This window comes from Lachnospira multipara LB2003, assembly GCF_000702205.1.
Lineage (GTDB): Bacteria > Bacillota > Clostridia > Lachnospirales > Lachnospiraceae > Lachnospira > Lachnospira multipara_A.
The window spans coordinates 176,480-189,100 of sequence record NZ_JNKW01000001.1; the positions used below are offsets into that span (position 1 = coordinate 176,480).

The 12,621-nt window shown below is 32.5% G+C and carries 10 protein-coding genes; all 10 read left to right on the forward strand.

Annotated elements, in window-relative coordinates; all coding sequences use genetic code 11:
• The first annotated feature begins 4 nt into the window (after window positions 1-4).
• The 10 genes from T537_RS0100810 to T537_RS0100855 all read left to right on the forward strand — a co-directional run bounded on the left by T537_RS0100810 (window position 5) and on the right by T537_RS0100855 (window position 12,158).
• Window positions 5-391 carry a hypothetical protein gene (locus T537_RS0100810; protein ID WP_031555615.1) on the forward strand — a complete coding sequence of 129 codons (387 nt, stop codon included), beginning with the start codon at window positions 5-7 and terminating at the stop codon, window positions 389-391.
• A 135-nt stretch (window positions 392-526) separates the two neighbouring features.
• Complete coding sequence (locus tag T537_RS0100815) at window positions 527-1,204, forward strand: hypothetical protein (protein ID WP_031555618.1); 678 nt, start codon at window positions 527-529, stop codon at window positions 1,202-1,204.
• An 8-nt stretch (window positions 1,205-1,212) separates the two neighbouring features.
• Window positions 1,213-2,406 (forward strand): iron-containing alcohol dehydrogenase family protein, encoded by a 1,194-nt coding sequence (locus T537_RS11870; RefSeq protein WP_034244071.1) that lies wholly within the window; start codon window positions 1,213-1,215, stop codon window positions 2,404-2,406.
• A gap of 1 nt (window position 2,407) precedes the next feature.
• Window positions 2,408-3,880, forward strand: coding sequence for a C69 family dipeptidase (locus tag T537_RS0100825; RefSeq protein WP_031555623.1), 1,473 nt, complete (start codon window positions 2,408-2,410; stop codon window positions 3,878-3,880).
• Between the two features lie 139 nt (window positions 3,881-4,019).
• Window positions 4,020-5,744, forward strand: a complete 1,725-nt coding sequence (locus T537_RS0100830; protein ID WP_027438028.1) for a methyl-accepting chemotaxis protein — start codon at window positions 4,020-4,022, stop codon at window positions 5,742-5,744.
• 147 nt (window positions 5,745-5,891) lie between these two features.
• Window positions 5,892-6,206, forward strand: coding sequence for a hypothetical protein (locus tag T537_RS0100835; protein WP_242839143.1), 315 nt, complete (start codon window positions 5,892-5,894; stop codon window positions 6,204-6,206).
• A 122-nt stretch (window positions 6,207-6,328) separates the two neighbouring features.
• Window positions 6,329-8,143 carry a Na/Pi cotransporter family protein gene (locus T537_RS0100840; protein WP_027438026.1) on the forward strand — a complete coding sequence of 605 codons (1,815 nt, stop codon included), beginning with the start codon at window positions 6,329-6,331 and terminating at the stop codon, window positions 8,141-8,143.
• Window positions 8,144-8,524: 381 nt separating this feature from the next.
• On the forward strand, window positions 8,525-9,334 hold the full coding sequence (locus tag T537_RS0100845; RefSeq protein ID WP_031555629.1) for a histidinol-phosphatase HisJ family protein: 810 nt from the start codon (window positions 8,525-8,527) through the stop codon (window positions 9,332-9,334).
• A 399-nt stretch (window positions 9,335-9,733) separates the two neighbouring features.
• Complete coding sequence (gap, locus tag T537_RS0100850; RefSeq protein WP_031555631.1) at window positions 9,734-10,768, forward strand: type I glyceraldehyde-3-phosphate dehydrogenase; 1,035 nt, start codon at window positions 9,734-9,736, stop codon at window positions 10,766-10,768.
• A gap of 196 nt (window positions 10,769-10,964) precedes the next feature.
• Window positions 10,965-12,158 carry a phosphoglycerate kinase gene (locus T537_RS0100855; RefSeq protein WP_031555633.1) on the forward strand — a complete coding sequence of 398 codons (1,194 nt, stop codon included), beginning with the start codon at window positions 10,965-10,967 and terminating at the stop codon, window positions 12,156-12,158.
• Window positions 12,159-12,621: the final 463 nt, after the last annotated feature.

A 12,621-nucleotide genomic window follows, 5' to 3' on the forward strand; every position in this document is an offset into this window, starting at 1 on the left:
TTAAATGAACGAATCACCAATTAGAAAAAGACTAGGTCAGAGATTAGAATATTTAGGTTTCGATTTGGAAAAATACGAAAATGGAAATAAGTACATTCAAATAAAATGTAAAAAATGTGGCGAAATTTATGATGATGAAGTTAATGTAGTTATTAATAGAGGTCGTGTATGTTCAAATTGCGGTTCATCTAAGAAAAAATCAGAAATGACAGATGAATGGGACAAGAATATATATTTTAATGTTATTAAGAATACAAAGGGAAAAGTTAAGATTAAGAAGATGCTTAATAATGGCTTATTCAAAGCTCAATGTACAAATTGTAATAAAATCTGGGATTCTTCTGTTAGGGAGATAAAGGAATTTACTGTTTGTCCAAATTGTGCAGTTTAGAATTTAAGGCTTCAATGTTTACCGATTTAGGTAGATATTGAGGCCTTTTTCTTTTGGTTGTGATTCTTGTATAGCTTTGATAGAATAAGTATAGGAGAAACGTGAAATTTATAGTTTAATATTGGAGGTCTTTTTATGAGAGATTTTGAATTAGGCCAGATTAGAAAAAGTAATAGGAACTTCATAGGCGCAATTGCGCTTATAACGGTTTTTATGGCTTTCTTTACTTTGTTCTATGTAAAGGTTTCAAAAAAGGATTATGATGGGGTTGCGGCTAAGGAGACAAATATTGATAGCGGAGTTGTGGCAGCAGATGAGGTGACTTTATTTAATGACGAATTAGAAAAAAAAGAGCTAGGTGGTACTTATATTGCTGGTTATTATGATTATGAGACTTTAAATAATGGGATATATGAAAAAATCAATTTGATTGATGATTCTTTTATTGTTGATGATGAAGTTAGAAGAATTGTTAATTTATTAGGTGTTGCAGCTATTAGACTTGATAATAACAATAATGGGATTTATTATAATATACAGCCAGCAATAGTAGATCTTTATAGCGGTTCAAAGGATATTGACTTGAAATCTATTAGTCAATTGTATGATTTTTCTGAGGAAGAATTATTAAAAAATGAAGTTGTGATAGATAAGACCATTTTTACAATTAAAGATGGAAATATTCTCGTGGATAATGATTTATTACCTGATGGCTGTAAAATAAATGCTAAAGAAGATGGAATAATCGAGCTTATTATACCCTTATATAATCAAAAAATAACATTTAAGAAGAAAGATTTTTCCATTAATTAGGAGGAAGAATGAGTAGACTATTTATGCCAGTTAAGGTATATGAAGGTGAGGATGTTGTAATTAATGAGGCTAGTACTTGGACTAAGCTTGGAAGAAAAGCTTTAATTGTTACTGGTAAACATTCCGCTAAGGCTAATGGTAGTTTAGATGATGTTATAAAAGCATTAGATCTAAATGAAATTCCTTATATTATATTTGACAAGGTTGAAGAAAACCCGTCTGTTGAAACAATTATGGATGCAGTAGCCTTTGCTAAGGATGAGAAGGTGGAATTTGTTGTAGCAATTGGTGGAGGCTCACCTCTTGATGCATCTAAGTCCATAGCACTTATGCTAAAACATCTAGATTGGGATGCGTCTAATTTGTTTGTTGCTAATGAAGATGATAGTCATTTGCCTTTATGTTTAATTCCAACAACTTGCGGCACAGGCTCTGAAGTTACAGGTGTTTCAGTCCTTACAAGACATGATTTAAGAACAAAGCAGTCAATTAGTTATAAGATTTTTGCTGATATAGCATTACTTGATGCTAAATACTTGATTTCTTTAAGCCCTAAGAACTTAAAAAATACAGCAATGGACGCATTTTGTCATCTTGTAGAAAGTTACATTAATTCAGGGGCTTCTGTGTATTCAAGAAATATATGTATGGAGGGCTTTAACTCATTTAGACAGATTTTAGCTGTGTTAAAGGATGAAAGAAAAGCAGATATGAAGGATTATTTTACCCTTCTTAGAACATCAACTTATGCAGGTATGGCAATTGCCCAGGCAGGAACAACTATACCTCATGGCTTAAGCTATGCTTTTACATATAGACTTGGGGTGGAACATGGTAAGGCTTGTGGCTATTTTTTAGCAGGCTATTTAAAGATGGCTTGTAAAAAGTGGACTTGCAATACACCTGAAATTTCTAATCAAATCTATGATGATTTCAAGGCTAGTGATGAATTTAAGACTTTAGGCGAATATGAAGTTAATAGAATACTTAATGCCGCAGGAATCAAAGATATTCCCGAATTTGAAGAACTATTTATAAAGCTTTGTGGAGATGTTAATGAAAGTGAGAGTTTAGATACTGTTTTAAATGATACTGTTGATGCAGTGTTTAATAATAAGGCAAAACTTGCAATGGTTCCATTTGAGTTAACAAGGGAAGATCTAGTTGAAATTGCATATAATATGAAAATAGAAGGAGAATAAAATGGCTTGTACAACAATTTTAGTAGGTAAAAATGCGTCTTATGACGGTTCAACATTAATGGCAAGAAATGAGGATTCACCATCTGGTGAGTTTACAGCTAAGAAATTTATAGTAGTAAATAAAGGCAAACAGCCAAGAAATTATAAGTCTGTTTTGTCAAAATTTAAGATTAAATTACCAGCAAATGCACTTAGATACACAGCAATGCCTAATGCGATTGATAATGAAGGTATCTGGGGTGAAGCTGGTATTAATGAGTTAAATGTTGCTATGTCTGAAACAGAGACTATAACAAGTAATCCAAGAGTACTTGGGGCAGACCCACTTGTTAAAAATGGCTTTGGCGAAGAAGATATGTTAACAATCGTTCTTCCATATATTAAATCAGCAAGAGAAGGAGTTATTCGTTTTGCTTCATTACTTAAGGAATATGGCACTTATGAAATGAATGGTATTGGCTTCCAGGATAAGGATGAAATTTGGTGGCTTGAAACAATTGGCGGACATCACTTTATTGCAAAAAGAGTGCCTGATGATGCTTATGTGGTAATGCCAAATCAGCAAGGAATTGACTTTTTTGATTTTGTTGATGCCTTTGGAAAAAAGGAAAATCATATGTGTTCAGATGATTTAATTGATTTTATAAAAGACAATCATTTAGACCTTGGAATGCATGATAAGGATTACAAAATAGAAGAAGACAAAGCTTTTGATATAAGAGCAGCCCTTGGTTCACATGATGACTCTGACCATACTTACAATACACCAAGAGCTTGGTTTATGGCTCGCTATTTAAATCCTACAACATATACATGGGATGGTGAAGGCGCTGACTATACACCGGAATCAGATGATATTCCATGGAGTTTTGTACCAGAGAAGAAGGTCACAATTGAAGATGTTAAATATGTTCTTTCATCATATTACCAGGGCACAAAATATAATCCTTATGGAAAAACTGGTGATTTATCTGAGAGAGGAAAATATAGACCAATTGGTATTAGTAGAAACAATTTCTTAGCTATTACACAGCTTCGTCCATATATGCCTAAGGAATTTATGGCTGTTGAGTGGATTTCTGTTGGTTCTAATGCTTTTAATGTTACAGCACCATTTTACGCTAATGTAACAAGGACACCAGAATATCTTGCCAATACAACAGCAAAGGTAACTACAGAAAACTATTACTGGGCTTCAAGACTTATTGGTGCTATGGCTGATGCACATTATAATACAACAGCAATTCATATTGAACGTTACCAGAATAAGGTTCATTCAAAGGGTCATGAAATGATTAATAATTTTGATAAAGACTTAGCTAAGAATAGCTATAGCAACATTTCAAGAAAGCTTGCTAATTGTAATGATCAAATCGCTAAAATGCTAAAAGAAGAGACAGATGATGCACTAGATAAGGTTTTATATACTGCCAGCTGTGGTATGAAGAATTCTTTTGCAAGATCAGATGCTTAATTGAAATAAACCTTCAATTCAAATTCAGTTAATATGCGAATTTATATAATTATATCATTGTATATATACTATAAATATGTTATCATAAGTTTAACTAAAACGTGTAAAACTGAATAAAAAGAATTGGAGGTTTTTTAATATGAATTTAAAAGATTCAATGACGAAGAAACTAAGAAATTTGAAGGTGGCTGATAAATTTAGATATATTTTCAAGAATATATATATTTTTACAGGCCTTCCAATTGCGATTTTGATTATTACAACTGTTTTTTCTCTAGCTAGTACATATACTATGTATAATAAGTATTATAAACAGGATAACCTACAAGGAGAATTAAGAATTGATATACAGGCATATTTAAAATCTGCTTGGTGGGCACTTAATGCTAAGACAGATGAGGATGTCACAGCACAATTAGAAAACTGTCAGGATAAAATAGAAGAGTTAAATTCTTTCTTATCAAATCTTGAAAAAGTTTATGATAATGATGATAATATAAGCGCAGTTAGAACAGACATTTCAACTCTTTCAAGTCTTACAAATGAACTTGTAAGTATGTTTAAAGCAAGTGAATTAACAGAAACGGGACAATCTGATGAAAGTAAAATTTATGATTTTATTAATAATGATGTAAACACAACTGTTAAAAAGATGGCAGCAGATTTAAAGGTGGTTTCATCAGATAGTTTTGATACAGCCTGGAAGGCATTCCAAACTTCACTTATTGTAACCTTTGTTTTGTTGGTAATTTCTTGTTTATTTATAATTGTCACAGTTATGTTTGTTAGAATATCAAGTAAAGTACTTACTGATAGTATCTTAGAACCATCTATTGAGATTTCTAAAGCGGCTAAGGATATGGCAGATGGAAAAATTAATATATCTATTAACTGTGATTCTAGTGATGAGCTTGGAAGTATGTCTAAGGATCTTGAAAAGGCGACGGATGTAATTAAGAATATTGTTGAGGATATTATTAAAACTGCTGATAAGATGGCTAGTGGAGATTTTTCTAGCGCAAGTGAAAATCAAGAATTATATATTGCGGATTATAAAGCTATAAATGATGCCTTTACAGATATTTCTAATAAGCTATCATCTACTTTAAAGAATGTAAAAGATGCTTCTTTAAGCGTTTCAAAAGGAGCATCAAATTTACAGGAGGTATCTGTTAATTTATCAGAAGGTACATCAAGTCAGGCAGCAGCAGTTGAAGAGCTTACAGCTTCTGTTGAGCTTGTAACTGAGCAAACAGAATTGCTTGCAAAGGATGCAGTAGAATCCATGAATTCAGCAAATATTGTAGAAAGAGATGTTGAGACTGGAACAGTAAAGATGAGTGCCGTTACAAAGGCAATGGAAAGAATTACTGTTGCTTCTAGTGAAATTGAAAAGATTACAAGTACTATTGAAAGTATTGCTTCTCAGACAGCCTTACTTTCACTTAATGCAAGTATTGAAGCTGCAAGAGCAGGAGAAGCTGGTCGTGGTTTTGCAGTTGTAGCTCAAGAAATTAGTGAACTTGCAAATGAAAGTTCCACAGCGGCTAAAAACACTCATAAGTTAATTGATGATACAATGAATGAGATTAAAAATGGTAACGCTGCAGTAGAGGAAACAACAGAGGCTTTAAAGAAGGTACAAGAATCAGTTTCTGCAGTTGCTGAAATGATGAAGACTTCTAAGGACAGAGCTAATGCACAGGCTTCTAGTATGAAGGAAATTAACATAGGTATTGAGCAGATTTCAAATGTTGTTAATGTTAATTCAGCTACAGCAGTTCAGGCTAGTGAAGTTTCTAGTGATCTATCAGCTCAGTCACAAGGCTTAAATGCACTTATTGATGAGTTTAATATCAGATAGAAAAAACTTTTTGAGGTGGTGTATAGATTAATTTAATTTATACACCACCTCTTTGTACACACATTTTTCATTTCAAAAAATCTTTCGATAATGCTTTTGGTTTGCTATAATAAAGGGGAGCTAATAATTTTTGGGAGATTAATAGATATGATAGACGAAAAAGAAATAATGCCGCTTAATTTTTTTGCATATGGTGGAAAATATAGTGGCGAGCATGCAGGAATGAGATATCTTATTAAACGAGAAGGCGAAAAACCAGACTTTGTGTTATTGGCTAATATATGGCAAGGACCTTACGCCTCTTGTAGTATTGCTAAGGAAAAGATAAGTTCTAAAGAATTTGAATTCAGTGAAGAAGGTAGAATTGAACTTATAAACTGGCTAAAAAACCAATATGAAACTAGAAAAGATGAGTGGGATAGTGCGCCATCAATCCTTAATGCAAACCCTTTAAAACATTAATTGTAAAATGATTAAATTTGATTTGTTGTAATTTATTTTGAATTAATGCTTGATGTTTTTTGTGGTTATACGTTATTATGTTAAAGGACAAATTAAGAAAGGATTAGGATTAGGGAATAAATATGGAAGTTATTTCTATTTTGTTATCCTTATTACTTGGCGTTGCCTTATTTTTATATGGTATGTCAGTAATGGGAGATGGTCTTAAGCGTGTGGCTGGTAATAAGCTTGAAACAACGCTTTATAAGTTGACTAATACACCAATTAAGGGCGTATTGCTTGGTGCTGTTGTAACAGCGGTTATTCAATCTTCATCTGCAACTTCAGTAATGGTTGTAGGTTTCGTAAATTCAGGTATGATGAAGGTTATACAGGGTATCGGTATTATTATGGGTGCCAACATTGGTACTAGTATTACAGGTTGGATACTTTGTTTATCTTATATAGATGGCGTTAGTGGTATTGCGTCGCTTTTGTCAACTGCAACAATATCTGCCATTGTTGCTATAGTAGGTATTATCTTTAAGACATTTGTTAAGAAGAACACATATAAGAATGTGGGAGATATTATGCTAGGTTTTGCAATTCTTATGGTAGGTATGCAGACAATGAGTTCAGCAGTTTCACCACTTAAGTCAAATCCTGGTTTTTTGAAATTACTTACAATGTTTAAGAATCCAGTGCTTGGTATTATTGTAGGTATTGTATTTACTGCAATTTTACAGAGTGCATCTGCTTCGGTTGGTATTTTACAGGCACTTTCAGTAACAGGTGGTATTAGTTTTGCAGCTGCTTTCCCAATTACAATGGGTATAGGTGTTGGTGCTGCTTGTCCAGTATTATTATCATCAATTGGAAGTAGCAAGAATGGTAAAAGAGTAGCATTGGTTTATTTAATTAATGACTTGTTTGGTATGATATTCTGGTCAGTAGTTTTTTATACGGTTAATGCCTTAGTTGGTGGATTTGCTTTTAATGATATGACTATGAGACCGGTTACAATTGCGATGCTTAATACTATTTTTAGAGTAGCAACTGTAGTGATGTTATTCCCATTCGTAAAAGCAATAGAAAAATTAGTTCATCGTTTAATTAAGGATAACCCAGAAGATGCTGAAGATTCAGCTGACTTTGAACTTCTTGAAGAAAGATTCCTTGCTTATCCAGATTTAGCAATTACACAGTCACATGAAGCTATTAATGGTATGGCAAGAAAGTCAAGAAAGAATATTTTAAGAGCGTTAAATCTTTTATATAATTACACTGATGAAAAATATAAGACAATTCAGGAAAAAGAAAATGTTATTGATAAATATGAAGATAAGCTTGGTACATATTTAATGCAGCTTACAGGTACAACACTTTCTCCTGAGCAGACAAAGCATGTTAATAAATTTTTACATACAATAAGTGATTTTGAAAGACTTGGAGATCACGCAGTTAATATCTCAAAGGTAGCTTTAGAAATTTATGAGAAAAAGATTAAATTCTCAGATGAAGCTGAATATGAAATCGGAGTATTACGTGCAGCGGTACTTGAAATAATAGAGATTACAGAAACAGCATTTACTAATGATGATGCACTTCTTGCAAGAAGAGTTGAACCATTAAGAGAGCATATTACAATGCTTTGTAATGAATTAAAGTCAAGACATATAGTAAGATTAAGTAAGGGCATATGTACATATAACCAGGGCTTTGCCTTTAATGATTTATTAACTAATATGGATAGAATCGGAGCTCACTGTTCAAATGTAGCAGTTGCAATGATTGAAATTGAAAGTTCTGAAATTGCTTCGCATAGCTATTTAAAGAGCGTTAAGGAATTAAAGGATAATGAATATGTATTAATGTTTGATGAATATTCAAAGAAGTATGATGTTAATAGACGTGAAAGCGATATTAAGCAACATTTTGATACAACAAGACTTAACTAATTAATAAGAAGTAAGAGTGGCTTATAAAGTCACTCTTATTTATTGCCTATATAATAACTATTCTAATATTCATACCTACTAAATTTTTTAGAAAAAGTATAAAATAGGTCAAAAGTACTATTGAAACTATAGTAATATTTGTTATAATAAAGATACATTAAGTAGTGAACAACTTAATATTCAGTTTTTAATAATGATTGCGGCATTATTAATTACGGTGGAAAAAGCACAACCTCCTCCCGGTTGTGCTTTTTTGGTGCTTTTTTTGGTGCTTTTTTGTGCTTTTTAATACTTGTTTTACTTTACTATTTTAGCGAAGTGAAGTAATATTGTTTGTATAGACTTAATGAAAGGATGGCTTTAATAGCATAAAGGTGTTTTATGATTAGATATGATAGTCATGTACATACATGCTTTAGTACAGATTCGAAGGAAGAGGCAATAAATTATATTAAAGAAGCACAAAATAAGGGCTTTTTAGGTATAACATTTACAGATCATAATGATTATGATTTTCCTTTAGATAATGGAAAAGCGCAATTTGCGCTGGATTTTGATTCATATATAGATTATATGACAAAATTAAGATCTGATTATAATGGAATTTTTGATATTAGAATAGGTGTGGAACAGGGGCTTATGAAATCTGTGGCCTCTAGAGTTAATGAATATGATAAGCACGAGAAATTAGATTTTATAATTGGTTCCTCTCATTTAGTTAATGGCAATGATCCATATTATGAGAGCTTTTGGGAGGGCAAGGATGTTAGAGAATGCATAAATGCTTATTATGAAGCTTCAATAGATAATGTTAAATACTGTGACAATTTCGATGTTTATGGACATCTTGATTATTTAATTAGATATGCTCCAACTAAAGATAGGGATTATAATTGGAAAAATTACTATGATTATATATATGAAATTTTAAAGAGTTTAATTTATAAGGGAAAGGGAATAGAGATTAATACATCAGGTTTAAAATCTGGACTAAAAAATCCTAATCCGGAATTAGATATAGTAAAATTGTATAAAAGTTTAGGAGGAGAAATAATTACAGTAGGTTCAGATGCCCATTTTAAGGAATATTTTGGCTATAGATTTGATATAATTGAAAATTATTTAAAAGAAGCAGGCTTTAATTATTATTCAATATTTAAAAATCGTAAGCCTGAATTTATTAAAATATGATTAGAAAATAAATAAAAAATGTCAATCAAATAAAAAATATGGAATTTTTACTATACTTATTCTGAAAATATGGTATTATAAGTTTAGCGTTAAAAAGAGTTTTAGAATGTTAAAATTATAATATTGGTGATTTTTACTTGCGTGTATTTAATAAATTGGTGAAAAATCCGAAGCAGTTAGCTGAAAAAATACTCAACGAATACTGTATACAAAGGGTTTTTTAGCAAATTAAACAAGTAAAATGGGAAATATTTGTTGTTTGTTGATGTATTTTTAGAATTGTGAAAAATTAAACTACAGACACTTGAAATTTAGATTATATTTATGTAAAATAACTAATAGTTGATTTTTTAACAAACTAAAATTCAATTAAAAATCACTTTTAGGAGGATTCAATTTATGTCAGTAAAAGTAGCTATTAACGGATTTGGCCGTATCGGTAGACTTGCATTCAGACAGATGTTTGGTGCAGATGGATACGAAGTAGTAGCAATCAATGATTTAACAACACCATCAATGCTCGCTCACCTTTTAAAGTATGATACTTCACAGGGTAGATATGTAGAGCTTGGTCATGAAGATGAAGTAACAGCTGATGATGAAGCTGGTACAATTACAGTAAAGGGTAAGACAATTAAGATCTACAAGGAACCAGATGCTAACAACTGCCCATGGGGAGAAATCGGTGTAGATGTAGTTCTTGAGTGTTCAGGTTTCTATACATCAAAGGCTAAGGCACAGGCTCATATCAATGCTGGTGCTAAGAAGGTTGTAATTTCAGCTCCAGCTGGTAATGACCTTCCTACAATCGTTTACAATGTAAACCATGAAACATTAACAAAGGATGATAAGATTATTTCTGCAGCTTCTTGTACAACAAACTGCTTAGCTCCTATGGCTAACGCTCTTAACAAGTTTGCTCCAATTCAGTCTGGTATCATGACAACAATTCATGCTTACACAGGTGATCAGATGATCCTTGATGGTCCTCAGAGAAAGGGTGACTTAAGAAGATCTAGAGCAGGTGCTGCTAATATCGTTCCTAACTCAACAGGTGCTGCTAAGGCTATCGGTTTAGTTATTCCAGAACTTAACGGTAAGTTAATCGGAGCTGCTCAGAGAGTTCCTACACCTACAGGTTCTACAACAATCCTTATCGCTGTAGTTAAGTCTGATAAGGAAGTAACAGTTGATTCTATCAATGCTGCTATGAAGGCTGCTGCTACAGAATCATTCGGTTACAACACAGAATTAATCGTATCTAGCGATATCGTTGGTATGAGATTTGGTTCATTATTCGATGCTACACAGACAATGGTATCTAAGATTGATGATACAACATACCAGGTACAGGTTGTTTCTTGGTATGATAATGAAAATTCATACACAAGCCAGATGGTAAGAACAATTAAGTACTTCGCTGAATTAGGCTAATTCTAGGTGGTTGACTTAATAGTCAGTACTTATTAATTTCGCTTATGTGAGATTTTAAACCGGAGAATACTTTAATTAGCGTTCTCCGGTTATTTTTAAAAATAGTGACTGGGATACAGACCATCAAGCATCATTTTAGGTGTTAATTGGTCTGTAGCTCAATTACAGAATTTTTTCTAAAATGGAGGAAAATATTATGCTTAATAAGAAGTCAGTTGATGATATCAACGTTAAGGGCAAGAGAGTATTAGTAAGATGTGATTTTAATGTACCATTAGATGGGGACAAGATTACTGATGAGACACGTCTTGTAGCTGCTCTTCCTACAATTAAGAAGTTAGTTTCAGATGGTGGAAAGATTATTCTTTGCTCACACTTAGGTAAGCCAAAGGGACCAGATGCTGCATTCTCATTAGCTCCAGTTGCTAAGAGATTATCAGAATTACTTGGCCAGGAAGTTAAGTTTGCTGCTGATGATACAGTAGTTGGCGATAATGCTAAGGCTGCTGTTGAAGCAATGAATGATGGTGATATCATTTTACTTGAAAATACACGTTTTAGAGCTGAAGAAACAAAGAATGGTGAAGCTTTCTCTAAGGATTTAGCTTCAATTGCTGATGTATTTGTTAATGATGCTTTCGGTACTGCACATAGAGCTCACTGCTCAAATGTTGGTGTAACTCAGTTCGTAGATACAGCTGTAGTTGGTTACCTTATGCAGAAGGAAATTGATTTCCTTGGAAATGCTGTTAATAATCCAGTTAGACCTTTCGTTGCTATCTTAGGTGGTTCTAAGGTTTCTTCAAAGATTCCTGTAATTAACAACTTACTTGATAAGGTTGATACACTTATTATTGGTGGTGGTATGTCTTATACATTCCAGAAAGCTAAGGGCGGTAGCGTTGGTCAGTCATTAGTAGAAGATGATTATCTTGATTACGCTAAGGAAATGATGGCTAAGGCTGAAGCTAAGGGTGTTAAGTTATTAATTCCTATCGATACAGTAACAACTAAGGAATTTAAGAACGATACTCCAAGCAAGATCGTTGAAGCTGGTCACCAGGAAGCTGATGATATGGGTATGGATATTGGACCAAAGACATGCGAATTATACAAGGATGCTCTTAAGGATGCTAAGACAGTTGTTTGGAACGGACCTATGGGTGTATTCGAATTTGATAACTTTGCTAAGGGTACAGTAGCAGTTGCTGAAGCTTTAGCTAACTTAGAAGATGCTACAACAATTATCGGTGGTGGTGATTCAGCTGCTGCTGTTAATAATTTAGGATTTGGTGACAAGATGACTCACATCTCTACAGGTGGTGGAGCTTCTCTTGAATTCCTTGAAGGTAAGGAATTACCAGGTGTTGTTGCAGCTAACGATAAGTAATATTTTTACTGCATAAATATAATGACCATAGTGGTCGCATAGTGTATACATAGCTCTAGGATTTCCTAGAGCTTGGTTACAGAATAATTGTTAAAAGTTATTCTAGGCAGCCACTATGGTTTTTGTTTACTTATACTTGTTAAAATTATCACAAAGAATGACAGTAAACTTGCAAAGTTAATCTTATAAATAACAAATATTGTGTATTAATAATATATTTTATTATTCTTAAAATCACGAGAAGTGAATAGAGCTACAGTTAAGAATAAAAAGAGACCTTACAAAAAGATTAACAGTGTTTTTATTGTTGTTATTGTTATTTTTTTTCAAGAACAATTAATTAAATGTGTAGGCGTTATGGGTGTGGGTGATTTCTATTTTTAAATGATTAATTTTTATTACCCCGAAATTAAAGTTTTTTGATATTTATTATCCATTAAGGATAAAAGCTTTTAAAAAGTAT

Bases quoted from the DNA above. Each gene is read 5' to 3' on its own strand.
- T537_RS0100810 (WP_031555615.1), top strand. From the start codon at position 5: ATGAACGAATCACCAATTAGAAAAAGACTAGGTCAGAGATTAGAATAT.
- T537_RS0100815 (WP_031555618.1), top strand. From the start codon at position 527: ATGAGAGATTTTGAATTAGGCCAGATTAGAAAAAGTAATAGGAACTTC.
- T537_RS11870 (WP_034244071.1), top strand. From the start codon at position 1,213: ATGAGTAGACTATTTATGCCAGTTAAGGTATATGAAGGTGAGGATGTT.
- T537_RS0100825 (WP_031555623.1), top strand. From the start codon at position 2,408: ATGGCTTGTACAACAATTTTAGTAGGTAAAAATGCGTCTTATGACGGT.
- T537_RS0100830 (WP_027438028.1), top strand. From the start codon at position 4,020: ATGAATTTAAAAGATTCAATGACGAAGAAACTAAGAAATTTGAAGGTG.
- T537_RS0100835 (WP_242839143.1), top strand. From the start codon at position 5,892: ATGATAGACGAAAAAGAAATAATGCCGCTTAATTTTTTTGCATATGGT.
- T537_RS0100840 (WP_027438026.1), top strand. From the start codon at position 6,329: ATGGAAGTTATTTCTATTTTGTTATCCTTATTACTTGGCGTTGCCTTA.
- T537_RS0100845 (WP_031555629.1), top strand. From the start codon at position 8,525: ATGATTAGATATGATAGTCATGTACATACATGCTTTAGTACAGATTCG.
- gap (WP_031555631.1), top strand. From the start codon at position 9,734: ATGTCAGTAAAAGTAGCTATTAACGGATTTGGCCGTATCGGTAGACTT.
- T537_RS0100855 (WP_031555633.1), top strand. From the start codon at position 10,965: ATGCTTAATAAGAAGTCAGTTGATGATATCAACGTTAAGGGCAAGAGA.